A 26694-nucleotide genomic window follows, 5' to 3' on the forward strand; every position below is an offset into this window, starting at 1 on the left:
TCGATGAATGCCACGTGAACGGGTTGATAAGTGGCGGTTCAGGTTGGCAATTCCAAACTCGTCCGACGTGGGGGTCGCACTGGCGCGAGGCCGGGGCGGCAGGAATTTTGATAACACGACAACAATAACCGAAACGAAGAGGAGTTCAGCAATGACTCGCAAGATGATCCTGGCGGCCGCGGTCTGCCTCGCGGCGTCCGTTGGCGCGGTGGCGCCCGCCGCTGCCCTCGAACTGCCCAAGCGCCCAGCCGTCGACAACCTCGTCGAAGACGTCGCCTACGGCAAGCGCTGCACCGCCGTCGCATTGACCATACGTGGCCGAGCGGTCCCCGGCACGCGCAAGTCTGCCAGTGGCTGGCGGGCCTGCGCCCGTGCGCTGCGGCGCTGCAATGTGGCGCTGAACTGGCGTCAGGCGCGTGGCCTCAACCCCTACGCGCACTGTGCGATCGTGCGCCACTCCGGCCCGGCGCTCTATTACAACTGGTAACCGACGCGGCTCGCCAGCCCTTGGGCGGCGGGCCATCGAGGTCGAACCGAGAGCATGGGCGGCCGCGGACCGAGAGGTTCGCGGCCGCTTTGCGTCGAGCAGCGGTGATCCGAAGGGCGGTCCGTCGCAACGGCCCTTGCGGTCGAGGCCCTCGCCGGGCAACGTGCGCGCGCGGTAGCCCATTGTGGGTTGAACCCGCTGACCGATTGTCCTGCCGAGAGTCCTGAGATGGCCAAGATCACGACGGTCTCCCCGTTCGCCCCCGTTCGCCTCGCCACCCTGCCGCCAGTCGACGGCGTGCGCTTTGCCACGGCCGAGGCCGGCATCCGCTACAAGGGGCGCACCGACCTCATGGTCGCGGTGCTCGAGCCGGGCACGACGGCGGCCGGCGTCCTGACACGCTCGTCGACCGCTTCGGCGGCCGTCCATGCCTGCCGCCGCTCGCTCGCCGCCGGCGGGCGCGCCCGCATTCTCGTGGTCAATTCCGGCAACGCCAACGCATTCACCGGGCTGAAGGGCGATGAGGCCGTCGCCGCGACCGTTGCCGCCGCCGCCGCCGCCGCTGGCTGTGAGGCGAGCGAGGTCTATGTTTCCTCGACGGGCGTGATCGGCGAGTCGCTCGAAGCGAGCCGTTTCACGCATCTCCTTGCCGGTCTGGTCCGGGATGCCGGCGCCGACCGTTTCGAGCCCGCCGCCCGTGCCATCATGACCACCGACACCTATCCCAAGGTTGCAACGCGGGCCGCCGGGATCGGCGACACCGGGGTCACGATCAATGGCTTTGCAAAGGGCGCCGGCATGATCGAGCCGAACATGGCCACCATGCTCTGTTACATCTTCACCGACGCGGCCATCGCCGGGCCTGTTCTCCAGCGCCTGCTGTCGGCGCATGTCGAGACGACCTTCAATTGCATGACCGTCGACGGTGACACCTCGACCAGCGACACCTGCCTCCTCTTTGCGAGCGGTGCCGCCTCCGCCCGCGGTCAGGTGCCGGTGACCGACATCGCCGACCCGCGCCTTGCCGCTTTCGATGCCGCCCTCGGCGACCTCATGCGCGATCTCGCGATCCAGGTCGCCAGGGACGGGGAGGGGATCTCGAAATTCGTCACCTTCCATGTCGCCGGTGCCACCGATTTCCGCGCCGCGCGCGCCATTGCCAAGTCGTGCGCCAATTCGCCGATCCTCAAGACCGCGATTGCCGGCGAGGATCCGAATTGGGGGCGCGTGGTCATGGCCGTCGGCAAATCGGGCGAGAAGGTCGACCAGCGCCAGCTGACGATCTGGTTCGGGCCGCACTGCGTGGCGCGATCTGGCGAGCGGGCCGCCGAGTACGACGAGGCGACCGTCGCCGCCTACATGCGCAATGCCGAACTCGAAATCCGGATCGACGTCGGGGTCGGCTCGGCGAGCGCAACGGTTTGGACGTGCGACCTCACGCACGACTACGTCTCGATCAACGCGGACTACCGCAGCTGAGCGGCGAGTGCCGCAAGCTTGCCGCGAATTCTCTTTCAAGAATGCGTCTTAGATGAACTTTTACCAGGCCTTTTGGCGGTGTCTTAACGGCTGGCGGGCATAGTCGGAGGCGAGCATGGGTCGCAGCATCTTACTGGTCGCGGCCTGCGCGCTGGTCGACGAGGATGGCCGCGTACTGCTCGCGAAGAGGCCGCAAGGTCGCAAGATGGCGGGGCTGTGGGAGTTTCCGGGCGGCAAGGTCGAGCCGGGAGAGCAGCCTGAGAATGCGTTGATCCGCGAACTCCGCGAGGAGCTCGGCATCGATGTGTCGGCAAGCTGTCTCGCGCCGCTCACCTTCGCGAGTCATGCCTACGAGGAATTTCATCTCCTCATGCCCCTGTGGGTGTGCCGGAGATGGAAAGGAGAGATTGTCGCGCGTGAGGGCCAGGAGTTGTCCTGGGTGCGCCCTGTGCGCATGAAGGATTATCGGATGCCGCCTGCGGATGTTCCGCTCGTGGCGGTCTTGAGGGACCTGCTCTGAACGCAGCGGGTCGTTCTGGGTGTGTAATCGGGGAGGCGTGGGGCCATGCAGGATTTGTCGAGAAATGCTGATGCGTCCTGCCAGGGTGGCGCGACGTCGGGGCGCATTCTGCGCTCGGCCGGCCTTGCCCGGTTCTGGCGGGATCGCAAGGGTGCGACCGCCATCGAGTACGGCCTCATCGCCGCGCTCATCGCCATCGGCATGCTGACCGGTCTCCAGGACATGGCCCAGACCATCGTCGATACCTATCAGTACATCCTCGACCAGTACCGCGTCGCCAACAGCTGACACGGCTCCGCATTCGCGAGGCGAGGAAAAGAAGGGCGCGGTGATCGGGGGGTCGCCGCGCCTTTCTCGTGTCCTATCGGTCGCCACCTTCCGTTTCGCTCCCGTCCGCGTCGGGGTCGCGGGGAGTTCCACCGTCCTCGACTTCGGGCGGGTCCCTCGTTGTCAGCGCATCCGCCAGTCGCATGCGAGCACTGCCCGGCCGCAGCGGCTTCTGTTGGCTCGGGTCCGGTGCCCAACCGGTCATCGTCAAGATCTCGACGGTTGCGCTGACGCGCCCATCCGGCTCCCCATGGTCGCGTGTATAGTTCTCCACCATCCTGGTCAGCACGCTTGCGGGAAGAAAAGAGCGGCTTCGCTCGAACAGCGTGTTGGTCGCGCCCATGGCTCTCAGATCCGCCAGCAGCGTCAGCGCATGGCGATAGCGCACCGTGATCGTCTCGCGGTCCGCCACAGGCAGCGCGAACCCCGCTCTCTGCAGCAGCGCTCCGGCTTCGCGGACATCGAGCATCGGCGCCACGTGCGGGCTGGCGCCCAGCCCGACTTCTGCCTCCGCCGAAAGGAACGCGGCGCGCAATTCGCCGAGCGTTTCACCTCCTGCCACAGCGAGCAGCGCGAGGCCGTCCGGCCGCAGCGCCCGTCGGATCTGAACGAGCGCCCCGGGCAGGTCGTTGACGTCCTGCAATCCGAACGGCGAGACGACGAGGTCGAGGCTCGCCTCGCCGCAGGCCAGCGCCTCCTCGTCGGTCACGATGGCCCGTGTCCCGAGGCTGCGGGCGAGTCGCAGGTCACGCTCGCTCGCGATCAGCGTCTCGATGCCGAAGCGGCCATCCAGCGCTTCGAGCGCCGACGCCGATCCAGCCCCGAGCACCAGCGCGGTCCCGAACCGCCTGTTGATCGCGCCGAGCCGCTCGACGAAGTCCTGCATGACGCGCGCATGGAGGAAATCGGGTGGCGTTCCGTGCTCGAGCGCGCGGATCCGGCGACGGATCGCCAGCGCCCTGTCGAATGGCCGGTTGTCGTTCATGCCGCGAGCCGTCATGCTGGTTGCCGCCTCGTGGGGCCGAGGCACGGCACCTTCAAAGCGCGGTTTTCCATGGTCTGGCAACGGCTGATGCGCTTGGGTTGGAACAGCGGCACCGATGCCGGTGCCGTGACCGCGCCAGAGGGGCCGTCGGGTCTCGCCTCTGGAGCGGACCGTGGCGCGCTCCGGCTGGTGCGCCGGCTCTTTGCTTCCGCCCTCGACCTACTCGTGCCACCGACCTGTCTCGCCTGCCGCGCGCCGCTCGCCGTTCCCGGCCGCGTCTGCGGCGGTTGCTGGAGCCGCATCGACTTCATCACCGCGCCGCGTTGCGACCGGCTCGGCATTCCGCTGCCCTTCGATGTCGGGCCCTCGGCGGTATCGGCCGCCGCCCTCGCCGCTCCCCCGATTTACGATCGCGCCCGCATCGTCGCCGCCTACGACGGTGTGATGCGCGACATGGTCCACGCCTTCAAATACGGCGACCGCCACGACGCGACGGACCTCTTTGCCGGTTGGCTGGTGCGGGCGGCCGGCGACGTGATCGAACCGGGAGACCTCGTCGTGCCCGTTCCACTCGACCGCTGGCGGCTCATGGAGCGCCGCTACAATCAGGCTGCCCTCCTGGCCGCCGCGCTCGCTCGTGCGACCCGTTGCCAATATGCCCCGACCCTCCTCGAGCGCACCAGGAGGACCACCAGCCAGGTCGGGCTTTCGGCGAGCGAGCGTGTGCGTAACGTCGCTGGCGCCTTTCGCGTCGCGCGTGCCTGGCGTGCGGGTCTGGCCGGACGGCGCGTGCTGCTGGTCGACGATGTCGTGACGACGGGGGCCACGCTCGATGCCTGCGCCAGGGTGTTGCGGCGGGGCGGCGCGGCCAGCATCAACGTCGCGGCGCTCGCGCGTGTTCTCGATCCGACTCGCCCGCCCGTCTGATTTCGCCGCCGGCAGCGCATCGCCACCCTTTGAAAATCACCGCCGTGCCGCTACCTTCACGGGGTTGCGAGCGCACGGAAAGTCCATGAAGCCGATCACCATCTACACCACCATGATGTGCCCCTATTGCAGCCGGGCCAAGTCACTGCTCCAGAGCAAGGGCGCGGCCTACGAGGAGATCGATGTCACGTTCGATCCGGCTGGCCGTGCCGCGATGCGCGAACGGGCCGGCGGGCGCAACACGGTGCCGCAGATCTGGATCGGTGATCGCCACGTCGGCGGGTGTGACGATCTGATGGCGCTCGAGCGGGCGGGCCGGTTGGATGGCCTGCTCGAGGGATGAGGGGCGGTTGCGGGACCGGACGGGTTGGGCCGTGAGCGGCGAGATATCGATGGATCGGGAGACGAGGCGATGACGGCACGGACATTGAGGGTTGCGCTGGCCCAGCAGCGGGCGACGCGCGACATCGCCGAGAATCTGGAGATCACCAGGCGTCAGGTCCGCGAGGCCGCCGCCGCCGGGGCCCAATACGTCCAGACGCCCGAATGCACCAACACGCTCGAGCTCGACAAGCAGCGCCTGCGCGCCTCGATCTCCGACGAAGCGGGCTGCACCGTGCTCGCCGCCTTCCGCGACCTTGCCCGCGAGACCGCCGTCTGGCTCCACATCGGCTCTATGACCTTTCTCGAGCCCGATGGGCGCATCGCCAACCGCTCGGTGCTGATCGCGCCGGACGGTCGGCTGGTCGCGCGCTACGACAAGCTGCACATGTTCGATGTCGATCTGGACGGCGGAGAGAGCTACCGAGAATCCCACACGTATCGTGCGGGAGGCGAGGCGGTGGTCGCCGAGATCGGCCGTGCGACGCTCGGCCTCACCATCTGCTACGACCTGCGCTTTGCCTACCTCTACCGGGCCCTCGCCCAGGCGGGCGCCGAGATCCTCACGGTTCCGGCCGCCTTCACGCGCCAGACCGGCGAGGCGCACTGGCACGTGCTGTTGCGCGCCCGCGCCATCGAAACCGGTTGCTATGTCATGGCGGCTGCCCAGGGCGGGCGCCACGACAGTGGCCGCGAGACCTATGGCCACAGCCTCGTCGTCTCGCCGTGGGGCGAGGTCATCGCTGAGGCCGCCGGCGACGAGCCCGGCCTCGTTCATGCAACACTCGATCTTTCTGCCGTCGGCATTGCGCGCGGGCGTGTTCCGGCGCTGCGCCACGACCGCACCTTTCCGCTCCGCCGTTACATCGAGGATGGCGATCTCGTCCTCGAGAGCATGGGAGTTCGTGAGGCATCATGATCCGCTATGCGCTCCGCTGCCCGGCCGAGCACGAATTCGAGGCATGGTTCCGCTCGAGCGGGGATTTCGACCGGCAGGCGGCGGCGGTCCTGCTGTCGTGTCCTGTGTGTGGCAGTTCCGAGGTGACGAAGGCGTTGATGGCGCCGAACCTCAATGCCAAGTCGAACACCCGCCCCGAGGCGCCGTCGCTGGCCCATGCTGGCGAACCGGATGCTGGTCCCGTCGCGGCGCCGGTGCACGCCGCCAACAGCCCCACCGCCTGGTTCGCCGGGCTTGCGCCCGAGCAGCGTGAACAGATGCTGGAACTGGCCCGCCGGGTGCGCGCCGCCGCCGAGGCGAGCAGTGAGGATGTCGGCGACCGTTTTCCCGAGGAGGCCCGCCGCATCCACTACGAGGAGGCCGAGCCCCGAGGCATCCGTGGCGAGGCGACCCTTGCCGAGGCCCGCGAGCTGCTCGAGGAAGGCATCGAGATCCTCCCCTTGCCGATCCTGCCCGAGGACCGCAATTGAACGCACGTAGGATGCCCTCGCCGCCACGAAGCGCCGAGGTGCGTCGGGTTGTCGGGTGCTGATCGACAGTTGGGAGGGACCGTGGAGCGAAGTGCTGTCATTTTCGACATCGATGGGCCGCTTCTCGATTTCACCGAGGCCGAGGAGTTGGTGTACTTCGAGCCATTCGAGCGGCGTTATGGGTTGACGGGTCTGTCGTCGGACTGGGAGACCTACGCGATCCGCAACGATCTCGAAATATATCGAGAAATCATCTCGACCCACCTTGGCCGACCGCTCTCGGACAGTGATTTGTGGTCGCTGGCGGAGGACTATTTTCAGGCCCTGCGTGATGGTTATGCGAGCGGTAGGCTGAAGGTCGTCGCCGTTGATGGGGCGCTCGAGCTGCTGGAGCGGTTGAGCGCTGTGAAGGGCTTGGTTCTTGGAACGGCGACGGCGAATTTCCTGGAGGTCGCGCGGCAGCGGCTGTTGATCGCCGGTATGTGGCGGCACGTCGAGGCCTATCCGGGCGCCGCCGAAGGTGGCGGTTCCAAGTCGAGGATATTGGAGCGTGTGCTCGATGAATTGTGGGCGGATCACCGAATATCGCGGAGCCGCATCGTGTTTCTGGGAGACAATCTGAACGACCTCGAGGCGGCGAGATCGAATGGCGTGCACTTCATCGGATTTCACGTTGCCCCCGAACGGCGCGAGCGTCTGCGACGGGCTGGCGCCGAACTGGTCCTTGGAGATCACGAGGCGACGTGGACGAATATTCAGGAAATATTGGGGCTTTCGAAAGCGGATTGAAATGCCCCGTCACGGTACGGCGCCTCTCGTCGACTGGCGCGGCCGGAAGGTCCGCGTTGCCTCGAAATCCACCGCACCCCTCGCCGCTCCGCCTCGACCTTCCCTTGGCCGAGCCGCTTGCATCGCGATCAGTCCTGCGGCTCGGTTATCCAATAGGTCGTCGGCGGGTGGGCGACGAACAGATGCCGGGTGCAGCAGTCGGAATGCTCCGTGCCGACCTCTGCTCCGCAGCGGCAGACGCGGTTGGGACCATCGAGACCGTCGAGCCCACAGCAGCCGCTGAGCCTCATTGCGTTTTTCGTCCGCGAGACGCATGCGGAGATGTCCGCCAGATTGATCCATGATTGTGGTGCCGGATTGGACGGCGGGTTTCTCCGCGACCCGAGGTACTCACGAAGCACTTCGCCTTCCATCATGAGTGCCAGCCCGACGGGAACCGGCGCCTCCCCCGCGTTGCAGTTCAATTTGCAATGGTCGCGCGCTGCTCGGGCGCTGCGGATGGGTTTCAACCAGTTCGTCAAGCGCGCGTTGCAGGCGAGGCAAAAAAGTGCTGTGGTTGTCAGGGACATGCGTTGGGGCACCCGTGGCAGTGTGTTGAATCCTCGCGCAATTTCTTGCGCCCTTGCTGCGGGTTGTCCACCCGGGCGAGCGGCAGGGCCGACCGCCTCGGGCTCGCGGCGTGCCGGGGGTGCCGTTCGCTGTTCGCCCCTCGGCCCCGTACCCGCCCGTCTAACTCCGCCGCGCCGCCATGAGATAATTGACGTCGAGGTCGCCTGAAAGCGACCAGACATCGCGGAGCGGATCGTACGTCATGCCGCGTTCGCTCGTCACCGCGGCGCCCGCCGCCTCGATGGCGCGCCGCAACTCCTCGGGCTTGACCAGCTTTTCGTAGTGGTGCGTGCCGCGCGGCAGCCAGCGCAGCACGTATTCCGCCCCGACGATGGCCAGCGCGAACGCCTTCAGCGTGCGGTTGATGGTCGAAAAGACCAGCACGCCGCCAGGCCGCGTCAGCGCCGCGCAGTGCCGCACCATCGCCGGCACGTCCGGCACGTGCTCGATCACCTCGAGGCAGAGCACCGCATCGAAGCTTTCGCCCGCCGAAACGAGGCTCTCGGCCGTCACGTTCCGGTAGTCGATCTCGAGGCCGACCTTGCGTGCATGAACGCGCGCCGCCTCGATCCCCGAGCCTGCCGGATCGATGCCGACGACTTCGGCACCCAGCCGACAGAGTGGCTCCGAGATCAGTCCGCCACCGCAACCGATGTCGAGCACCCTCAAGCCGGCGAGGGGATGCGCCTTGCCGGGATCGCGCTCGAAGGCGCCCGCCAGCGCGTCGCGGATGAAGGAGAGCCGCGCCGGCGCGATCTGGTGCAGCGGACGGAACTTGCCGCGCGGGTTCCACCATTCGTCGGCGAGGCGCGAAAAGCGCTCGACCTCGGCGGGATCGACGTTCGCTGCGGGCCCGTTCGCGCTCGTCGTCATCTGGCACCCTCCTCGGTTGGCCTCGGCGTGCGCGCATCGGCGCGCCATGCCATCTCTACGTGCTGGCCCTGGCCGTTGGCCCACACTCCAGGGCCCGTCGACGCCGGCACGTCCCTGGTCATATCGCGCACGTTGCGATCATGCACGTCTGGCACTATGAAGGCGCTGACGGAGCCGGCGCCGGGCGGCGCGCGATGATGTCTTCCTGATGAACGGGCAAGTCGCACCGATCCCTCGTCCGGTCGGCGCGGCACCATGCCCCACATGCATGGGCCCAGCGGCCCTTCGAGCGGAATCCGGCGACCATGGGCACATTGGTGATGAAATTCGGCGGCACTTCGGTCGCGGATGTCGGGCGCATTCGCAACGTCGCCCGCCACGTCAAGCGTGAGGTCGATGCCGGCCATCAGGTCGCGGTCGTGGTCTCGGCCATGGCGGGCGCCACGAATCAGCTCGTCGCCTGGACGCGCGAGGCCTCGCCCCTCCATGACGCCCGCGAGTACGATGCCGTCGTCGCCTCGGGCGAGCTCGTCACGGCCGGCCTGCTCGCCATCGTGCTCCAGTCGATGGGCATCCAGGCCCGCTCCTGGCAGGGCTGGCAAATCCCGATCCGCACCAGTGGTGCGCACGGCTCGGCCCGGATCGAGGCGATCGAGGCGGGCGAACTGCGCACGAGGCTCGCGCGCGGCGAGGTCGCGGTGATCTGCGGCTTCCAGGGTGTGAGCGATCTCAATCGCGTGACAACGCTCGGGCGTGGTGGCTCCGACACCAGCGCGGTCGCCGTCGCCGCCGCCCTGGATGCCGACCGCTGCGACATCTATACCGACGTCGACGGCGTCTATACGACCGACCCGCGGATCGTGCCCAAGGCGCGCCGCATGGATCGCATCTCCTATGAGGAGATGCTCGAGATGGCCTCGCTCGGCGCCAAGGTGTTGCAGACCCGTTCGGTCGAACTCGCCATGGTCAAGGGCGTTCGTTTGCACGTGCGCTCGAGCTTCGAGGACCCCGACGCCCTCGCCCCGATGGGGGCCGACGGCGGGTTGGCAGGAACACTGGTTTGTGACGAGGACGAGATCGTGGAACAGCAGATCGTGAGCGGTATCACCTACACGCGTGACGAGGCCCGCATCGGCGTGCTGCACGTGGCCGACAAGCCGGGTGTCGCGGCCGCGATTTTCGGTCCCCTCGCTGATGCTGGGATCAACGTCGACATGATCATCCAGTCGGTCTCCGAGGACGGCGAGCACACCAACATGACCTTCACGGTCCCCGCCGCCGATCTCGACCGCACCATGGCGACACTTCGCGAGAACCGCGACCAGATCGGCTTCCAGCAACTCTCCGGATCGACCGATGTCGTCAAGGTCTCGGTGGTCGGCATCGGCATGCGTTCGCACGCGGGCGTCGCCTCCTCGATGTTCCGTGCGCTCGCCGAGCGCGGCATCAACCTGCAGGCGATATCGACCTCCGAGATCAAGATCAGCGTTCTGATCGATGCCGCCTATACCGAGCTGGCGGTTCGCACTTTGCACACGCTCTACGGCCTCGATCGCGCCTGATCGCGCGTCCGACCGCGCCGGCAGAGCACACCACCCGAGGGCCGGGGGGAGGCCCGAATGTGGTGCGCGGCGGGCCGGCCGAACGCATGATACGACCGACCTGGAACGAAGGGAGGACGAGCACAGATGGTGCATGTCGACGCCGTCCCCCGGCTGCTCATTCGCCGGCTGCGCCAGATCATGGCCGAGCCCGGCTCCGCCCAGGAGCAGCTCGACCGCATCGTCGGTCAGATCGCGAGCCTGATGGTCGCCGAGGTCTGCTCCGTCTACGTGCGTCGGCAGGACGGCTCCCTCGAACTGTTTGCGACCCAGGGACTGAAGCGCGAGGCCGTTCACAACACGCACATGAAGCGTGGCGAGGGCCTCGTCGGCCTGATCGCCGAGCAGGCCAAGGCCATAAATCTCTCCGAAGCCCAATCGCACCCCTCCTTTTCCTACCGGCCGGAAACGGGCGAGGAGGAGTTCCATTCCTTCCTGGGCGTGCCCGTGCTTCGCGGTGGGCGCGTGCTCGGCGTTCTCACGGTGCAGAACAAGACGCGACGCCAGTACACCGAGGACGAGGAGGACGCTCTCCAGACGACCGCCATGGTGCTCGCCGAGGTGCTCGCCGGCACCGTCGAACGCATCGATCCCTCGTTGCCGGACGGGGCTCCGGGCCGCTCGCGCGTGTTGCAGGGCGAGCAGCTTTCGGATGGCCTCGCGCTCGGCCACATCGTGCTGCACGAGCCGCGTGTCATCGTCACCCAACTCGTCTCGGACGATCCCGAGGCCGAGCGCGTCCGTCTCGACGAGGCCATCGTCGATTTGCGGACCGGGCTCGACCGCATTTTCGCGAACCGGGACATTGCCGCTGCCGGCGAGCATCACGAGGTGCTCGAAACCTATCGAATGTATGCCGACGACCAGGGCTGGAGACGTCGGCTGCACGAGGCGATCGCGGCCGGTCTGACCGCCGCCGGCGCGGTCGAGCGCGTTCGCAACGAGATGCGCGCCCGCATGCTGCGCAATGCCGACCCCTATTGGCGTGAGCGTTTTCGCGATCTCGACGATCTATCCGACCGTCTCTTGCGCACGCTGGCCGGCGTTCCCGCCACCGGTGCGCACCAGGTTCTGCCGCCGGACGCCATCCTGGTTGCTCGCACGCTTGGACCTGCCGAACTCCTCGACTACGACCGGGAACGCCTGCGCGGCCTCGTCATCGAAGACAGCGGCGCCACCAGCCACGTCGCCATTGTCGCAAAGGCGCTCGGCATCGCCGCCGTTGGCCAGGCTCGCGGCATCGTCGAGGCGGTCGAGCCCGGCGATCCGGCGATCGTCGATGCCACGGCCGGCGAAATTCACATTCGCCCCGGGCAGGAGGTCATCGGCGCGTTTTCCGACAAGGTGCGGTTCCGGGCCCGCCGGCTGCAGAAATATTCATCTCTGCGCGGCGCGCCGGCGGTGACCCGCGACGGCGTTCGTGTCGCCCTCAACATCAACGCCGGTCTCATGGTCGACCTGCCGCATCTCGAGGAATCGGGGGCCGACGGGATCGGCCTCTTTCGCACCGAACTCGAATTCATGATCTCCTCCTCGATCCTCGGGCGCGATCGCCAGACCGAGATCTATCGCGCGATCCTCGAGACCGCTGGCGAGCGGCCTGTGGTGTTCCGCACGCTCGACATCGGCGGCGACAAGATGCTGCCGTACCTTCGTCACGAGAGGGAGGAGAATCCCGCGCTCGGCTGGAGGGCGATCCGCATGTCGCTGGACCGGACGGGCCTGTTCCGGACCCAGATCCGGGCGCTTCTGCGCGCCGCCGCCGGCCGCGAGCTGCGCGTCATGCTGCCGATGCTGACGGACGTTGCCGAATTCGACGAGGCCCGCCGTCTCATCGACCTCGAAATCGGACTGCTGTCGCGCTTCTCCAGCCCGCCGCCCCGGGGCATCGAGATCGGTGCCATGGTCGAGGTGCCGGCCCTCCTCTTCCAGCTCGACGAGATCGCAAGGCGCGCCGACTTTCTTTCCATTGGCAGCAACGATCTCTTCCAGTTCACCTTCGCCGTGGACCGCGCCAACGAGCGGGTTGCGCGGCGTTACGACACACTTTCGCCAGCGATGCTCTCCGTCATCCGGGCGATCGTCGCGGCCGCGGAGCGTCATGAGACGCCGCTGACCCTCTGCGGAGAGATGGCCGGCCGGCCGCTCGAGGCGATGGTGCTCATCGCGCTCGGCTTGCGTTCGATTTCGATGGCGCCGGCGAGCATCGGCCCCGTCAAGGCGATGCTGCTCGGACTTGATGCGGCCGTGCTGCGGACGTATCTCGATCGGGCGCTCGCGCAAGGGCGGCGCGACGTGCGGGCCGTCGCCGCTGAATTCGCGAGCGCCCATGGCATCGAGATCTGAAGCGCCTGCCCGGTTCCTGCGGAAGGTCAATTGATGGCATCGATTCCCGACGACAAGCTGGAGCGGCTGGTGGCGCGCTGGCAGTTCATTCAGCGCGAGCTGTCGTCCTCGTCCGATCAGGAGACGTTCGTGCGCCTCTCCAAGGAGTTCGCCGAACTCGATCCGATCGTGGCGACCATCGGCGAATTGCGCTCCGCCCGCCGCGAGCATGCCGATCTCGAGGCCCTGATCGACGATGCCGCGACGGACGTCGAGATGCGCGAGTTGGCGGAGGGCGAGATCGGCGAGGCCACCCGCAGGATCGAACAGCTCGAGCACGAGCTTCGCGTGCACCTCCTGCCGCGCGATGCGGCCGACGAAAGGAGCGCCATCCTCGAGGTTCGCGCTGGCGCCGGCGGCGACGAGGCAGCCCTGTTCGCGGCCGACCTCTTTCGCATGTACCAGCGCTACGCCGAGGAGAAGGGATGGAAATCCGAGATCATCAGCGTCTCCGAGAGCGCCATCGGCGGTTATAAGGAGATCATCGCGAACATCCGGGGAGCCGGCGTCTTTGCCCGGCTCAAGTTCGAATCCGGGGTTCACCGCGTGCAGCGCATTCCAGCGACCGAATCGGGCGGCCGCATCCATACCTCCGCCGCGACCGTCGCCGTCCTGCCCGAGGCCGAGGAGATCGACATCGAGATCCGCCCGGAGGATATTCGCATCGACACCATGCGCGCCTCGGGTGCCGGTGGCCAGCATGTCAACACCACCGACAGCGCCGTTCGCTTGACGCACCTGCCGACGGGCCTCATCGTCACCTCGAGCGAGAAGTCCCAACACCAGAATCGCGCCCGCGCCATGCAGGTTCTGCGCGCCCGCCTCTATGAAATGGAGCGTGATCGGGCCGACCGGGAACGTGCGGCACAGCGCCGCGGCCAGGTCGGCTCCGGCGACCGCTCGCAGCGCATCCGCACCTACAACTTTCCGCAGGGGCGCGTGACCGACCACCGCATCGGCCTCACTCTACACAAGCTCGAAGCCGTTCTCGACGGTGTTGCCCTCGACGAGATCATCGACGCTCTGGTCACCGACCACCAGGCGAGCCAGCTCGCCGCCATGGAGTCCGAGGGCGCCAATGCGTGAGACGGACGTCGCTGCGGGTGGCGCAGGTTGCGACCAGGCGGCCAGTGCGCTCGAGGGATGGGCCCGCTCATTGATGGCGGCCGCGACACCGCCGACACTCGAGCGCACGCTCGCGGCCCTGCGTTCCGAGCTTGCACGCGTCGCCGTCGACGCTCCGGCTTTCGAGGCGCGCCAGCTCCTCGCCGAGGCGACCGGGCTCGAGCCTGCCCGTTTGATCGCAGCCTCCGCCGAGCCGTTGGCGGAGCCGGCCGCCGGGCGCCTCGAGATGATGCTGACCCGCCGGCTCGCCGGTGAACCCTTGAGCAGAATCCTCGGACGGCGCGCCTTCATGGGGCTCGATCTGCGGATCACCGCGGACGTGCTCGACCCGCGCGCCGATAGCGAGACGCTGATCGTTGCGGCCGACGAACTCGTGCGAACGGGCCGCCTGAGCGCGCCGCGGCGAATCCTCGATCTCGGGACCGGCTCGGGCGCTCTCGCGCTCGCCCTTCTCGAGCTGTTCCCCGATGCCGTAGCCACCGCCGTCGACATCAGCGCCCCGGCCCTGGCGGTCGCCGCCGGCAACGCCGTGCGCCACGATCTCGCCCGCCGCATCGCCTTCGTCGCCGGCTCCTGGTTCGATGCCCTGGGTGATCCGGTCGCCGACGCTCGAGGCTATGATTTGATTGTCGCCAATCCGCCTTACATCGCGAGTAGAGAGATGGTCGAACTCGCCGTTGCGGTGCGCGACCACGATCCGAGCGTGGCCCTCGACGGTGGGCCGGATGGGCTGGCGGCCTACCGGGCGATCGTCTCGCGCATCGGCCGGCATCTGTCGCCCGATGGGGCAGCGTTGTTCGAATTCGGGCAGGGACAGGGTGACCTTGTCGAATCGATCGTTCTGGCTGCCGGCCTTGCAATCATGCCGCGTGGCGCACCGACACATCACGATCTCGCCGGTATCGAACGTTTGTTGGTGATCATTCGCACAGCGTGTTGCAGAAACCAGTTGGAATGAGGGAGCATTCCGGTTAGCGTATGGTTCAGGAATCGCCGTACCGGCTTCGAATACGAGAACTTAACCCGCACGCGGTAGTTGTTCGTAGAATCTCCGGTCGTACGTGCGAGCCAAATCACGTCCAGGTCGCCATAGCTGTTGTCGCGCGCTCTCGGCTGGTTGCAGAACCGCCGGGCCTCTCGGCAAAGCGAAACGGGGCGAGGGAGGACCTGGACTGGACGATCGCTGGGACGGATCGAGCCGCGGCCAAGGGGGTTGGCAAGCGCTGTCGACCGCGAGCAGTCCTATCGCGTTTGTGAGGCTGTGCGCATTGCGCCGGGCGGCTTGAACCGCCGACGCTTGGCATAGCGCAAGCGGATCGGCGCGCCACGCGCGCCGGGGTTCTGGCGGGCGAGCCCGCGCAGAGCGAGAACGAATTTGTTCGTTGAAATTGCAGGAGTCCCGAAAGCCCATGAGGCAAGGACAGCAGAACCGCCGCGGCCGCAGCCGTGGCCGCAAGCCGCAGAATCCACTGAGCCGCAACTTCGAATCGAACGGCCCGGACGTGAAGATTCGTGGCACCGCCGCGCACATTGCCGAGAAGTACAATTCGTTGGCGCGAGATGCGCTCGCGTCCGGTGACCTCGTCCAGGCCGAGAATTATCTCCAGCACGCCGAGCACTACAATCGCATCATAATGGCGGCCCAGGCCCACACGCACGGGTCCGGAATGGACGCCAACGGCAATGGCCAGCACCGGCCGAGAAGGCCAGGAGAGGCCGGCTTTTCCACTGATGACGACTACGATGACGACATGGACGGCGACGACGAACCGGCGATGGAGCATATTCCGGGTCGCAACGAGCAACCCGTCGTGCACGATGCCTTCGGCCACACGTCGCAGGCCATTCCGGGCGGCTCGCCCATGGCGTCCACGGAACACGCCGAGCAACACCGCTCCAGTGAGCGCCATGAGCGCGGTGAGCGTCAGGATCGCGGAGAACGTCAGGAGCGCGTAGAACGTCAAGAGCGCGGTGAGCGTGGGGAACGCCACGAGCGCGGCGGCGAGCGGCTCGATCGTTCGCGTCAGCGCCGAACCCGCTCCCATTCGCGCCCCCGAACCCATTCTCACGAGGGCGAGGGTGCCGCCGACGCTCCGGTCGTCAGCACGGGCGAGTCCGTTCAAAGCTGACATCGCCACCCAGGGGAGCGCTCGCCGCGAGCGCCATCCTGCCGAATCAGGGCGCCGCGTCGTCGCAACGCGCCGCCGGCCGTGCGGACGAGCCGATGCTCACCGGATCGCCGACCGCGATCCGTCCAGCCTCCGCCACACGCACGTAGACACCGAAATCCGTGTGCCCGAACGTTCGCTCGAGAAGGCGCGGGATCGACATGTCTCGCGCTCCGCTGGAGGGATCGACGTCGGTCGCCTCGCACCGTTCCGTTCTTGCGACGATCCGCATGTGCGCGGCACCGACCCGCATGCCGCAATCGAGCCATGCGTGCTCCTGCCAGGCCGGTATCCCGTCGACATAGAGGTTCGCGCGGAACCGCCGAGGATCGATTTCACGGCCCGCGATCCGGGCGAGATCACGCACGCTCGCGAGATTGACGACATGGAGCCACCGGCTCTCGCAGTCGGAGAAGTGGTGACCCTCGGCCGAGACGATGCGCGGCGCACCCCGTAGATCGGACTTGAGGTAGGCGGCCAGGAACTGCTCGATGAGTTGGCGCCCGATGCTCGTCGACAGCGCGCCTCGCGCCACCTGTCGCCCGGCGCGACGGATGGTCAGCACGTGCCCCTCCTCCTCGAACGAGGTTTCGAGCGTCGCGAGGCGCTCGTTGCGCATGAGCATGAGGTAGTTGACTTTGGGTAGATGGCGCGGCGCCAGAGCATCGAAACGCCCGCCGCCGTTCTCGATCGCATAGACCCGGTCGAGCGGTAGCATGCTGTTCGCCTCGAGGACGACCTCGTCGAGCGCTTGCGCTCCGAGACCCTTCACCGGATAGCGTTCGATCGCCGCGACGACGGGTTCACTCATGGCCTTTCGCGCTCCTCGTCGTTGCTGGCTTCGGCCGCCAGATGGACCGGCTCGCTCGGCTCGTCATCGAAGTAGACGTCGAACGCGATCTCGATGCCGAGTGCGGCGAGCCTACGCAGCTGGGCCGGCGACAGGGTTGGCCCGCCATGTCCGCTGGCCGAAAGCCAGTAGCAGAAGATATCGATCTCCGCCCCCTCGCCGGCGAGATTGGCGAGCGCGGCGGATCGCGGCTCGACCAAGTCCAGCAACCAGTCGACGTGCCGGCGCACGTCACGCGAGTCGACCTGCCCTCTCGTGCGGCACAGCCAAGCGAGATGCCCCGTCGAAGTTCGCTCGACGACCTTGGTCGCCGTGATGCCAGCCATCGAGGCGTCGATCCTTGCGCGATCGTGCGCGCATGTGATCACGCGAAAAGTCGCGAAGGTTTCGCGGCAGGTCGGATAGGCATCATCGTAGTTCATCGGCCTACACCCGGCTCGGCGCGTTCGGGGTGAAATGACCCCTCGCCCCTCTTCCTGAGGTCGCAACCGACACTATATTCAATTGGGCCAATGGGTGTCTGCATTCGTGGGATGCCCGGCCGAAACGTTGATTTGTGGCGCCCGACCCATGCCGTCTGGGTGGCTCGGGCGCGCCGGAAAGGATCGACACCATGAACCTCGACAAGCTCACCGAGCGTGCTGCCGGCTTTCTGCAGTCCGCCCAGACCATCGCCTACCGCGACGGTCACCCGCAACTGACCAGCGAGCATCTGCTGAAGGCCCTGCTGGATGACGGCGAGGGGCAGGCGGCCGGCCTCATCCGCCGCGCTGGCGGTGATCCCGCCAAGGCCCTCGCGGCCGTCGACGCCGCGCTCGCCGCGAACCCCAAGGTTTCCGGTCAGGCGGCGGCCAATCCCCAGCCGACCCGTGCTTTCGTCCAGCTCCTCGCCCGCGCCGAGGAACTCGCAAAGAAATCCGGGGACAGCTACGTCACGTCCGAACGCCTGCTGCTCGCTCTGATGATGGAGCAGGGCACACCTGCCGCGCGGGCTCTCGCCGCCTCCGGCACCGACGCCCAGCGGCTGAACCAGGCCATCGAGGCGATCCGCAAGGGCCGCACCGCCGACAGCGCCTCTGCCGAGCAGTCCTTCGAAGCCTTGAAGAAATATACCCGTGACCTCACCGAGGCCGCGGCAAGCGGTAAGATCGATCCGGTGATCGGGCGCGACGAGGAGATCCGGCGGGCCATCCAGGTGCTCTCGCGGCGCACCAAGAACAACCCCGTTCTCATCGGCGAACCGGGCGTCGGCAAGACCGCCATCGCCGAGGGGCTCGCCATGCGCATCGTCAAGGGCGATGTGCCCGAGAGCCTCAAGGGCAAGAAGCTCCTCGCGCTCGACATGGGCGCGCTCATCGCGGGCGCCAAGTACCGCGGCGAGTTCGAGGAGAGATTGAAATCCGTGCTCTCGGAGATCGAGGCCGAGGTGGGCAATGTCGTGCTCTTCATCGACGAGATGCACACGCTCGTCGGCGCTGGCAAGGCGGACGGGGCGATGGATGCCTCGAACCTTTTGAAGCCCGCTCTCGCGCGGGGTGAATTGCACTGCGTCGGCGCAACCACGCTCGACGAATACAGGAAGCATGTCGAGAAGGACGCGGCCCTCGCCCGCCGCTTCCAACCCGTTTTCGTCTCCGAGCCGACCGTCGAGGATACCATCTCGATCCTCCGAGGCCTCAAGGAGAAGTACGAGATGCACCACGGCGTTCGCATCACCGACAGCGCGATCGTCTCGGCCGCCACGCTCTCCAACCGATACATCACCGACCGTTTCCTTCCCGACAAGGCGATCGACCTCATGGACGAGGCGGCGAGCCGCCTGCGCATGCAGGTCGATTCCAAGCCCGAGGAACTCGACGAGGTCGACCGCCGCCTCATGCAGCTCAAGATCGAGCGTGAAGCCTTGCGCAAGGAGGACGACGCCGCCTCCCGCGACCGCCTCGCTCGCCTCGAGCGCGAGATCGGCGAGCTGGAAGAGAAGTCGGGTGAAATCGGCGAGCGCTGGGCGCGCGAAAAGCGGCGCCTCGCGGGCGCGCAGGGACTGAAGGAACGCCTCGAGGCCGCCCGCCTCGAACTCGAGCAGGCGACACGCGCGGCCGACTACGAGGCCGCCGGCCGCCTCAAGTACAGCGAGATCCCCGAAATCGAGAAGGCCATCGCCGAGGCTGAAGGCACCGATGGCGCGGGTACGCTCGTTGCCGACGCCGTGACACCGGAGAGTATCGCCCAGGTCGTCTCGCGCTGGACCGGTATTCCCGTCGACAAGATGCTGGAAGGCGAGCGCGACAAGCTGTTGCGGATGGAAAGCGAGATCGCACGGCGCGTGATCGGCCAGCAAGAGGCCGTCAAGGCGGTTTCGACCGCCGTCCGCCGCGCCCGTGCCGGCCTACAGGACCCGAACCGGCCGATCGGCTCGTTCCTCTTTCTCGGTCCGACCGGCGTCGGCAAGACCGAACTCACAAAGGCGCTCGCCGATTTCCTCTTCGAGGACGAGCAGGCGATGGTGCGCATCGACATGTCGGAGTTCATGGAGAAGCACTCCGTCGCCCGCCTCATCGGCGCGCCTCCGGGCTATGTCGGCTACGAGGAGGGAGGCAAGCTGACGGAGGCCGTCCGCCGCCGTCCCTACCAGGTCGTGCTCTTCGACGAGGTCGAAAAGGCGCATCCGGACGTTTTCAACGTGCTGCTCCAGGTGCTCGACGATGGCCGCTTGACCGACGGTCAGGGCCGCACCGTCGACTTCCGCAACACCATGATCGTGCTCACTTCGAATCTCGGCGCGGAATATCTCTCCGATCCGAACCGGGACGTCGAGAGCGTGCGCGGTGACGTCAAGGGCGTGGTCCGCGCCACATTCCGTCCCGAATTCCTCAACCGGCTGGACGAGATCATTCTCTTCCACCGTCTGAAGCGCGAGCAGATGGCGGCGATCGTCGACATCCAGATGACCCGGCTCCGCCGGCTCTTGGCCGACCGCCAGGTTTCGCTCGTTCTCGATGATGCCGCGCGTGGCTGGCTGGCGGAGAAAGGCTTCGATCCTGCCTATGGCGCCAGACCGTTGAAGCGCGTGATCCAGAAGGAGGTTCAGGACCCGCTCGCCGAACGGGTGCTGGCTGGCGAGGTGCCGGACGGCTCCACGGTTCACGTCGGTATTGGAACCGACGGCCTGTCCTTCCGTATCGAACGCGGGGCCGGCACCGATGCGGCCCCGAGGGATGCTTCGGCGGCGGGTGATCACGGACGTTCCGCGGCCGCCTGAGCGGCGCTTGCCCGAGCGGCTCGCGAAGAGTTCCGTCGGTCCGTGTCGGCGGAGCTTGCCCCATGCTTGCCCGTTGGGAAAAGAAGAGGCCGGCTCCGCTCGCGGTGCCGGCCTCTTCTGTTCGGCAAGATCGCGCGATCGCGCGACGGGCTCACCTGCAGATCAGGCCGCCCCCCGGCGGGATCCTGATCGAGTAGGGATGCAGCGTCACGACCTGGCTCGGATCGATGCCGCTCTTGGATTGCGCGACCGCAACGATGTGCGGCTCGACGTTGAGATCGTAGACGATGCGGCACGCCGCGCAGTTGTTTTCGTTGATGACCTCGGCGAACCAGCTTTCACCGTCCTCGCCGTTGCGCCGCAGGGCCGCGTCGTTCCGCTTGCGCGGGGCAACGAAGCACTTGTCCGGCTCGCCGGCGTGCGTTGCGATGATGCGCCTCGTCGCCGCCGAGAGCTGCCAGCCGAGAGTGAGGGAAAAGTCGGTCTGGTTGAGGCGGAAAAGGCGCGCCTCGCCGTCGAAGCCGGGCAACGAGCGGCGATCCTGACGCGAGCGAAAGCAGCCGGGGCAGAGCTTGTCGACGGCCCGATTGACGGAGAGGTTTCCGCGCGCGAGCCGCGAGCCGAGCAACGCCTGAACCGGTGCGAGCGCCTCCCCGAAACCTCCAGCCGAAAGCGACAGTTGGCGCTGGCCGGAGAAGGCGTCGGATGTCACGGCATCCTCTGAAATCTGGTCGTTGCCGAGCACGATGATGCTCGGATGGACACGCAACCTTTCGAGGCCTTGACGCGCGCGCTGGACCTGGAGCTGCTCGATGACATGGAGCACGTCGAGCGCGCTCTCGACGCCCGAGTATTCGAAATATCCTCCGTCGACGAGCCTGAGACTGACGCTGTCACCGGGCGCGCGGCCGTATCTCTCCTGTCGGATCTGCACGCGCTGCTTGACGGCTTCGCTGCGGTCGTCGTTGTTGAACCGTGTCCTCGAATAGGTCCGTTCGACGCGTGCCGGAGGCAGCACCCAGGGAAACCGGGCACTGACGCCGACGGCCGTCGAGAGTGCCACGGGGCGGCGGATCAGCGGTCCGAGCGTCTGGATATTGTCGCTTGCCTCGCCCCGAAAGTGGAACGGTGAGAACACCATCCGCTCGCCCGTCGCCACCCAGGTCGTGTTGAGGATCAGCGCGGGGTGCAGCGATTGCGGCGTCCAGGCGTCGTTGAAGCTTTCCGCGAACGGGTTGCTGTCGACCTCCGGCCGGGCCTTCCGCCAGGCATATTCGAAGCTCGCCTCGAGTGCGCGCGCCCGGTCGAAGCGCTGGATGGGGAACGGAATGAAGCGCTGGGCGAGGTCGGGAAAGAAACCCGCGGCCGTCAGCGGGGCCATGAAGTCGTGTGAGAGGTATCGCTCGACCGCGTCACTGTAATAGGTGTTGTCGATCGGCCCGACCTTGCAGCCGGGCTCGGTCACCGGTTCGGCACCCACCTTGACGAGGGACGAAAAGAGCGAGATCCCGAGTGAACCGCCGGAGACCCCGCTCATCGCAAAGACGTGCTGGGCGAAACCGGGGCAGCGATCCTGCAGCCGTGCCAACGTGATCGCGGCGTGATGGGCGGCATAAAGGCCGCCACCCTGCGCCGAGACGATGTAGACCGGATAGTCGCGCCCTTGGTTCCAGAAGTGCTCCTTGTCTGGCCGCGCCTCCAGCCAGGCGAGAAAGGCGTTGGACGCCGACTGGAAGCGGCGCCGCCGCTCGTCCTCCATGTTCGGCCGGGCGATCCGCTTGGCCTCCGGCCCGGCCGTCTCGGTCAGCATTTCGCGATCGAGCGTGCGGATGAGGTGATTGTCGTTGAGATTGTAGGCACTCGAGACGATCGCGACGATCCCGAGGATGGAGAGGACCGGCACGTTGGTGCGATCGTAGATGTTGGTCAGGAAGGCCAGTGTGAACGCAAAGCAGAGAACGAAGATGTTGAAGATCGCGAACGCACCGAGTTCGCCGGCCACGATGCTGAGGCTGACCGGATCGAAGAGGTAGAACGCCCCGAGCGCCAGCGAGAAGACGAGCGCGAACATGGTCAGCACGCTGCGCACGCCGAAGCTGAAGAGCAGCGGGTTCGGCTTTTCGTGGACCCAGAGCCGATGGTATGAGCGCAGGTGTGTCAACACGATCAACGCGACCGCCAGCCCGCCCATCAGCCATGCACCCCGTGTCAGAATGCCGTAGGCGTGGTTGAGCGAGGCCTCCGCGACGAGGATATCGTCGAGCAGCCCCGGGATCTGTTGCTCGATGCTGGCCGGAACGCGGATCTTCGGGATGTCCATGGCGGCGCGCACCATTCCGACCGCCGCCGCTGCCAGCGGTATCGCGCCGATGAGGCGCGGCATCCAGCGCAACAGCCTCGTCTGCAGCCCATGATCGACGAGCGATCCCTGTTGCCAGATCAGCGTGAGATTGCGCGCGATGTACCAGATGACCACCGAGGCGAGGACCAGCGTGGTGATGGCGAGCACGATCTGCGAGCGCTGGTTGCCGGCATCGAGCGCGAGGGCGCGGTAGATTTCGAGCGCCTGATCGGGTCCGGCAAGGAAGGTGGCCGCCGCGAGCGCCGCGATGAGCGGTGCGCGCAGGACGTAGAATGGCGTTGCGATCTGCGAGAAGAAGTCCTGAAGGCGATCAAGCCGCGTCATCGAATGGCTCCCTTCGAGCGGCGCTCGCGTGCGCGGTTCCCATGCGGGCGATCCCGCGGATTGTCCAGTCACGCGCTCCATGCGCCAGCGCCAGCACCCCTGCGCCGCCGCCAGAGATGAACCACAGGGTTGAGCAAAAGCAAGACGCGAGCATGACCGGTGCGCGACATCGCGGACACTCCGGGATATTTGCGCCTCTCTGGCCGTGCCTTCCTCGGCCTACTGGGTCGAGGCCTGCGCCACGCGCGTGCGCACGGGCGGGCGTCCCATCAGATCGTCGATCCGGCGCCGCTCTCGCTGGAATTCGGCCAGCAGATCGCCCCGCAACTGGCGCCCGCGAGGAACCCGTATCGACATCGGATCGACGTGACTGTTGTTGACGAGCACCTCGTAGTGGAGGTGTGGTCCGGTCGACGAGCCCGTCGAGCCGACGGCGCCGATCACCTGCCCGATCCGCACCTTGACGCCCTTTTTGACCCAGCCCTCGATCCGGCTCATGTGCGAATAGGACGTCTGATAGCCGTTGGCGTGCCGGATGCGCACGTAATTGCCATAGCCGCCCTTCCAGCCGGACTCCTCGACTATGCCGTTGCCGGCAGCCAGAATGGGCGTTCCAGGCGGTGCCGCCCAGTCCACGCCGGTGTGCATGAGCCGCCGGCGGTGGATCGGATGCATGCGGTAGCCGAAGCCGGAGGTGAACCGCACGTCGTTGCCACGGACCGGGCGCAGAAGCAGGAAGCGCTTGGCGCTGTTTCCGCTTTCGTCGTAGAAGTCGATCGAGCCATCCGGGGAGCGGAAACGGTAGAATCGATTGGTCTGGCCGCCGATGGTGAGTGACGTGAACAGGATTTCGCCCGGTTGCCCCTCCGCGCTCTGGCCGTCCTCCTCGAGATCGTAGAACACCTCGACGGCATCGCCCGGCGACACCCTGCGGCGGAAATCGGTATCGTAGGCGTGGGTTCGCAGGATGCCCATGATCGCATCGTGCGATAATCCCTGGGACTGGGTCACCTGATAGAGGCTGCGATAGACCGTAGCGCGTCCTGCTGCCGAACCATCCCCATCGCTATCGCTGAGCAGCAGGGGGGCCGCGAAGGCCGTCGAGCCTTTGTATTCGCCGGATTGCTCGCGAACCACGCTCACCTTGTGCAATTGCCCCCGCCCGAAGATGCTCATGCGCACGGGTTCGAGGGCGAGGTCGCGAACCGGTGAGGGGACGAGCGTCATGTGCACTTCGTCGCCCTGTGCGATCTTGACTTCCCCGACGGCGGCCTGCGCGGCTTCGACCATCGCGCGTGCTTGCCAGCTTTCGGCACCCGAGCGGCGCAACAGCCCGACGAGGGAATCGCCTTCCGCGACCCGGTAAATGCGCGATTCGACTCCCTCCTGCGTCTCGCCCCCCTCGGCATCGACGACATTCTTGGCCAGCACCGTCGTGCGCGGTGGCAGAGGTGTCGGCCCGAGCGGACTGACGTCCCCGCCGTTGAGGCCGGCCGTAGCCTCCTGGCCGGTGTTTGCCGAGTCGGCTGCGCCTTCTTCGGCGCTGTCGATCGCATCCTCCGCGCCGGCTTGCGCCACCAGCGCCGTCACCTCGTGCAGTGCCAGCTCCTGACCATCCTCTTCCGGTAGGATTCCCCCGACCAATTCCAACACTTTGACGGCTGCCGCCCGGGCTTGCGTGCGACCATCGCCTCCTTCCGCCTGTCCGGTTGGTCCGCGATCGGCATAGAGCAGGAACGGATTGAGCGCGGGAATCTGCGCGCCAGTGGCCTCGGCGTCCGACGAGAGACGCGCCACGATCCGCGCATAGGGTTTGATGGTGATGAACTCGCGCCCGTTCCGCGTCAACCGCAGGCTGTCATGGATCGTGTGCTTGGTTGCCAGCCCTCGCACGGTCGCCTCGAGCAGGGCGGACTTCTTGAGCGCGGTGCGCTGTGCTCGCGCCTGCTCGCTGACGCTCGGCTTAGGACGCATGGCCTCGTTCCCGATCTCCTCGAGCGAGGCGAGCATTTCTTCGGGCCTCTGCATGTCGAGCGCGCCGTAGAGCGCCAGTCCTATCGCCCCGATTCCGACGAGCGCTGCGATGCATGTGCTCGCGATCCATCGAACGCTGACGGCGGACACGCCGTGCTCGCCCGCGCCCGCGAAAGCGCCACTGGCCTTGCCGCCGATTCGATCGAGATGAACCGGCGAGGGTGGCCGCCGTCGGCGGATGACGAGGGCGCCCGAGCCCTTTCTGACCACCGGCAGATTTCGCGAACTCGAGGCCAAAGCCCTTACCCCCCTGTCTTCCCACGCATTCCCGTCGCCCGATGCAACGCGAGCCACCCCACGCATCGCACGGCCGCCCCGTTCAGGGCACCGCGGGCCGAATGGCGCGGTGACCCGTCCCTCGGAACCCGGTCACCTGCCGCCTGTCGGGTCGGTTCCCGTCTCCGAGAACGCCGACCGCGAAGCCCACGATGTCCTACCCGCACTTCGTGGCCTGCCAATGGCGCCTGGGCCCCGACCGGCCGATGCGCGCCCAACGTGGCCGCACTGGCAAACTGCTGGGCGCCCACCGCGAACATTCGGTCGGCTCCCGAACCATCTCTCGACCCATGCCGCTCGACATCGCGGCGCCCCCTGCCCTGTCGGGCCAAACGATTGTGGACTGCGTCGCTGAGCAAGTATATAGAAACAAACAGATTTCGTCTGGCCGAACGAGCTACGCCCTGCACCGGCTCCAGCGAAGCAGCATCGCGTCATCGTTCCGGCAGCTTTGTGGCATCCAGGTGGCAGATGATGTGATTGGCCACAGGGACACGCTCATCCCTCGATTGATGGGTGAGCGGCTTTGCAGCCGCCAGCGCACGACCGACTGACAACCGAATACACCGCCGCGGCTCGGCGCACAGCTCCCGGCGCCTGCGCGAGGCAGGAGAGAGGGACGTGGAGCCTTCATCCACATGCTGGCGCTAGCGAGCACGGCGCTCGCGCCCGCCGGCGAGCGCATCGTTGCAGAAAAACATCAGCCAAAACAGCGCGATGCAAAATTTCTTGCAGGATTCGTACGGACGTTGTTGACACCCAGGGCGCATCCGCATATATCCAGCGCTCGCCGGGCGGGAACGCTGCTTCGCCGCCTGCTGAAGGCATGGCCTCCGAAACAATCCACAGGGTTCGCGCTTCGGCGCCGAATTGTGGTTTGCTGATCTGAAGAGATCGGCTAGGATGATTGCCCGAAGCGTCGGGCCGATCTTTGACAATGTAGATGGAAGAAAGAGAAACGCAGGCGGCGGAGCTCTGGCGATCTGGCCACGCAAGTGGTCGGTGCACGAGACTCTGGTGTCTGAACGTTTCTCCATATTCACCAGGTTCGCGCATCGTGAGGTGCTGCGAACCGTGTGATATGGGACCCGTTACGTGAAGACGACCTTGGGGTGATTCGCCCCGAGGTACCAGATCAAGTTCTCAAACATGAGAGTTTGATCCTGGCTCAGAACGAACGCTGGCGGCAGGCCTAACACATGCAAGTCGAACGCACCTTCGGGTGAGTGGCAGACGGGTGAGTAACGCGTGGGAACCTACCCTTCGGTTCGGAATAACTTCGGGAAACCGGAGCTAATACCGAATACGTCCTTCGGGAGAAAGATTCATCGCCGATGGAGGGGCCCGCGTCGGATTAGCTAGTTGGTGAGGTAACGGCTCACCAAGGCGACGATCCGTAGCTGGTTTGAGAGGATGATCAGCCACACTGGGACTGAGACACGGCCCAGACTCCTACGGGAGGCAGCAGTGGGGAATATTGGACAATGGGGGCAACCCTGATCCAG

Annotated in this window: 22 protein-coding genes and 1 rRNA gene; 17 read left to right on the plus strand and 6 right to left on the minus strand. The window is 66.6% G+C overall.

Features of this window, described 5'->3' with window-relative positions; translation table 11 throughout:
- The first annotated feature begins 151 nt into the window (after positions 1 to 151).
- The 4 genes from GC150_04565 to GC150_04580 all read left to right on the plus strand — a co-directional run bounded on the left by GC150_04565 (position 152) and on the right by GC150_04580 (position 2774).
- Positions 152 to 487 carry a hypothetical protein gene (locus tag GC150_04565; GenBank protein ID MBI1384164.1) on the plus strand — a complete coding sequence of 112 codons (336 nt, stop codon included), beginning with the start codon at positions 152 to 154 and terminating at the stop codon, positions 485 to 487.
- A 228-nt stretch (positions 488 to 715) separates the two neighbouring features.
- Entirely contained in the window at positions 716 to 1966 is a 1251-nt protein-coding gene (argJ, locus tag GC150_04570) for a bifunctional glutamate N-acetyltransferase/amino-acid acetyltransferase ArgJ (protein MBI1384165.1), read from the plus strand.
- A gap of 115 nt (positions 1967 to 2081) precedes the next feature.
- The gene (mutT, locus tag GC150_04575) at positions 2082 to 2486 is read left to right on the plus strand and encodes an 8-oxo-dGTP diphosphatase MutT (protein ID MBI1384166.1); all 405 of its coding nucleotides are present in this window, start codon (positions 2082 to 2084) and stop codon (positions 2484 to 2486) included.
- Between the two features lie 45 nt (positions 2487 to 2531).
- Complete coding sequence (locus GC150_04580; GenBank protein MBI1384167.1) at positions 2532 to 2774, plus strand: Flp family type IVb pilin; 243 nt, start codon at positions 2532 to 2534, stop codon at positions 2772 to 2774.
- Positions 2775 to 2847: 73 nt separating this feature from the next.
- Here GC150_04580 and GC150_04585 read toward each other — a convergent pair whose 3' ends face one another.
- Entirely contained in the window at positions 2848 to 3798 is a 951-nt protein-coding gene (locus GC150_04585) for a methyltransferase domain-containing protein (protein ID MBI1384168.1), read from the minus strand.
- Positions 3799 to 3885: 87 nt separating this feature from the next.
- Between GC150_04585 and GC150_04590 the strand changes: the two genes are divergently transcribed.
- The 5 genes from GC150_04590 (at position 3886) to GC150_04610 (ending at position 7323) form a co-directional block, all read left to right on the plus strand.
- A complete protein-coding gene (locus GC150_04590; protein MBI1384169.1) occupies positions 3886 to 4725 on the plus strand; it encodes a ComF family protein in 840 nt (279 codons plus the stop codon).
- Between the two features lie 85 nt (positions 4726 to 4810).
- Positions 4811 to 5068 carry a glutaredoxin 3 gene (gene grxC, locus GC150_04595; GenBank protein MBI1384170.1) on the plus strand — a complete coding sequence of 86 codons (258 nt, stop codon included), beginning with the start codon at positions 4811 to 4813 and terminating at the stop codon, positions 5066 to 5068.
- Between the two features lie 69 nt (positions 5069 to 5137).
- Complete coding sequence (locus GC150_04600; GenBank protein ID MBI1384171.1) at positions 5138 to 6025, plus strand: carbon-nitrogen hydrolase family protein; 888 nt, start codon at positions 5138 to 5140, stop codon at positions 6023 to 6025.
- Positions 6022 to 6534: a DUF1178 family protein gene (locus tag GC150_04605; protein ID MBI1384172.1), complete on the plus strand. Its 513-nt coding sequence runs from the start codon at positions 6022 to 6024 to the stop codon at positions 6532 to 6534. The genes GC150_04600 and GC150_04605 overlap by 4 nt, the downstream gene beginning before the upstream one ends.
- 48 nt (positions 6535 to 6582) lie before the next feature.
- Positions 6583 to 7323, plus strand: coding sequence for an HAD hydrolase-like protein (locus GC150_04610; protein MBI1384173.1), 741 nt, complete (start codon positions 6583 to 6585; stop codon positions 7321 to 7323).
- Positions 7324 to 8052: 729 nt separating this feature from the next.
- On the opposite strand, the gene ubiG is transcribed toward GC150_04610, so the two are convergent.
- Complete coding sequence (gene ubiG / locus GC150_04615) at positions 8053 to 8805, minus strand: bifunctional 2-polyprenyl-6-hydroxyphenol methylase/3-demethylubiquinol 3-O-methyltransferase UbiG (GenBank protein ID MBI1384174.1); 753 nt, start codon at positions 8803 to 8805, stop codon at positions 8053 to 8055.
- 305 nt (positions 8806 to 9110) lie between these two features.
- On the opposite strand from ubiG, the gene GC150_04620 reads away from it, so the two are divergent.
- From GC150_04620 to GC150_04640, 5 genes are all read left to right on the plus strand, one after another.
- The gene (locus GC150_04620; GenBank protein ID MBI1384175.1) at positions 9111 to 10367 is read left to right on the plus strand and encodes an aspartate kinase; all 1257 of its coding nucleotides are present in this window, start codon (positions 9111 to 9113) and stop codon (positions 10365 to 10367) included.
- 126 nt (positions 10368 to 10493) lie between these two features.
- Positions 10494 to 12752: a phosphoenolpyruvate--protein phosphotransferase gene (ptsP, locus tag GC150_04625; GenBank protein ID MBI1384176.1), complete on the plus strand. Its 2259-nt coding sequence runs from the start codon at positions 10494 to 10496 to the stop codon at positions 12750 to 12752.
- 33 nt (positions 12753 to 12785) lie between these two features.
- Positions 12786 to 13877 (plus strand): peptide chain release factor 1, encoded by a 1092-nt coding sequence (prfA, locus tag GC150_04630; protein MBI1384177.1) that lies wholly within the window; start codon positions 12786 to 12788, stop codon positions 13875 to 13877.
- The gene (gene prmC / locus GC150_04635) at positions 13870 to 14874 is read left to right on the plus strand and encodes a peptide chain release factor N(5)-glutamine methyltransferase (protein ID MBI1384178.1); all 1005 of its coding nucleotides are present in this window, start codon (positions 13870 to 13872) and stop codon (positions 14872 to 14874) included. The genes prfA and prmC overlap by 8 nt, the downstream gene beginning before the upstream one ends.
- A gap of 451 nt (positions 14875 to 15325) precedes the next feature.
- Complete coding sequence (locus GC150_04640) at positions 15326 to 16045, plus strand: DUF4167 domain-containing protein (protein ID MBI1384179.1); 720 nt, start codon at positions 15326 to 15328, stop codon at positions 16043 to 16045.
- A 46-nt stretch (positions 16046 to 16091) separates the two neighbouring features.
- On the opposite strand, the gene GC150_04645 is transcribed toward GC150_04640, so the two are convergent.
- A complete protein-coding gene (locus GC150_04645) occupies positions 16092 to 16895 on the minus strand; it encodes an MOSC domain-containing protein (protein ID MBI1384180.1) in 804 nt (267 codons plus the stop codon).
- Positions 16892 to 17356: a DUF4279 domain-containing protein gene (locus GC150_04650; GenBank protein MBI1384181.1), complete on the minus strand. Its 465-nt coding sequence runs from the start codon at positions 17354 to 17356 to the stop codon at positions 16892 to 16894. The genes GC150_04645 and GC150_04650 overlap by 4 nt, the downstream gene beginning before the upstream one ends.
- Positions 17357 to 17547: 191 nt before the next feature.
- Between GC150_04650 and clpB the strand changes: the two genes are divergently transcribed.
- A complete protein-coding gene (gene clpB, locus GC150_04655; protein MBI1384182.1) occupies positions 17548 to 20193 on the plus strand; it encodes an ATP-dependent chaperone ClpB in 2646 nt (881 codons plus the stop codon).
- Between the two features lie 151 nt (positions 20194 to 20344).
- On the opposite strand, the gene GC150_04660 is transcribed toward clpB, so the two are convergent.
- Entirely contained in the window at positions 20345 to 22879 is a 2535-nt protein-coding gene (locus tag GC150_04660; protein MBI1384183.1) for a hypothetical protein, read from the minus strand.
- 219 nt (positions 22880 to 23098) lie between these two features.
- The gene (locus GC150_04665; GenBank protein ID MBI1384184.1) at positions 23099 to 25123 is read right to left on the minus strand and encodes a peptidoglycan DD-metalloendopeptidase family protein; all 2025 of its coding nucleotides are present in this window, start codon (positions 25121 to 25123) and stop codon (positions 23099 to 23101) included.
- A 218-nt stretch (positions 25124 to 25341) separates the two neighbouring features.
- Here GC150_04665 and GC150_04670 point away from each other — a divergent pair, with 218 nt between their 5' ends.
- Both GC150_04670 and GC150_04675 read left to right on the plus strand, forming a co-directional pair.
- The gene (locus GC150_04670) at positions 25342 to 25743 is read left to right on the plus strand and encodes a hypothetical protein (protein ID MBI1384185.1); all 402 of its coding nucleotides are present in this window, start codon (positions 25342 to 25344) and stop codon (positions 25741 to 25743) included.
- A gap of 579 nt (positions 25744 to 26322) precedes the next feature.
- A 16S ribosomal RNA gene (locus tag GC150_04675) occupies positions 26323 to 26694 on the plus strand; the annotation flags it as partial.

The sequence above is a fragment of the Hyphomicrobiales bacterium genome, assembly GCA_016125495.1.
Classification (GTDB): domain Bacteria; phylum Pseudomonadota; class Alphaproteobacteria; order Rhizobiales; family RI-29; genus RI-29.

Coding starts and splice junctions, on each gene's coding strand:
- GC150_04565 (MBI1384164.1), top strand. CDS start 152: ATGACTCGCAAGATGATCCTGGCGGCCGCGGTCTGCCTCGCGGCGTCC.
- argJ (MBI1384165.1), top strand. CDS start 716: ATGGCCAAGATCACGACGGTCTCCCCGTTCGCCCCCGTTCGCCTCGCC.
- mutT (MBI1384166.1), top strand. CDS start 2,082: ATGGGTCGCAGCATCTTACTGGTCGCGGCCTGCGCGCTGGTCGACGAG.
- GC150_04580 (MBI1384167.1), top strand. CDS start 2,532: ATGCAGGATTTGTCGAGAAATGCTGATGCGTCCTGCCAGGGTGGCGCG.
- GC150_04585 (MBI1384168.1), bottom strand. CDS start 3,798: ATGAACGACAACCGGCCATTCGACAGGGCGCTGGCGATCCGTCGCCGG.
- GC150_04590 (MBI1384169.1), top strand. CDS start 3,886: ATGCGCTTGGGTTGGAACAGCGGCACCGATGCCGGTGCCGTGACCGCG.
- grxC (MBI1384170.1), top strand. CDS start 4,811: ATGAAGCCGATCACCATCTACACCACCATGATGTGCCCCTATTGCAGC.
- GC150_04600 (MBI1384171.1), top strand. CDS start 5,138: ATGACGGCACGGACATTGAGGGTTGCGCTGGCCCAGCAGCGGGCGACG.
- GC150_04605 (MBI1384172.1), top strand. CDS start 6,022: ATGATCCGCTATGCGCTCCGCTGCCCGGCCGAGCACGAATTCGAGGCA.
- ubiG (MBI1384174.1), bottom strand. CDS start 8,805: ATGACGACGAGCGCGAACGGGCCCGCAGCGAACGTCGATCCCGCCGAG.
- GC150_04620 (MBI1384175.1), top strand. CDS start 9,111: ATGGGCACATTGGTGATGAAATTCGGCGGCACTTCGGTCGCGGATGTC.
- ptsP (MBI1384176.1), top strand. CDS start 10,494: ATGGTGCATGTCGACGCCGTCCCCCGGCTGCTCATTCGCCGGCTGCGC.
- prfA (MBI1384177.1), top strand. CDS start 12,786: ATGGCATCGATTCCCGACGACAAGCTGGAGCGGCTGGTGGCGCGCTGG.
- prmC (MBI1384178.1), top strand. CDS start 13,870: ATGCGTGAGACGGACGTCGCTGCGGGTGGCGCAGGTTGCGACCAGGCG.
- GC150_04640 (MBI1384179.1), top strand. CDS start 15,326: ATGAGGCAAGGACAGCAGAACCGCCGCGGCCGCAGCCGTGGCCGCAAG.
- GC150_04645 (MBI1384180.1), bottom strand. CDS start 16,895: ATGAGTGAACCCGTCGTCGCGGCGATCGAACGCTATCCGGTGAAGGGT.
- GC150_04650 (MBI1384181.1), bottom strand. CDS start 17,356: ATGAACTACGATGATGCCTATCCGACCTGCCGCGAAACCTTCGCGACT.
- clpB (MBI1384182.1), top strand. CDS start 17,548: ATGAACCTCGACAAGCTCACCGAGCGTGCTGCCGGCTTTCTGCAGTCC.
- GC150_04660 (MBI1384183.1), bottom strand. CDS start 22,879: ATGACGCGGCTTGATCGCCTTCAGGACTTCTTCTCGCAGATCGCAACG.
- GC150_04670 (MBI1384185.1), top strand. CDS start 25,342: ATGTCCTACCCGCACTTCGTGGCCTGCCAATGGCGCCTGGGCCCCGAC.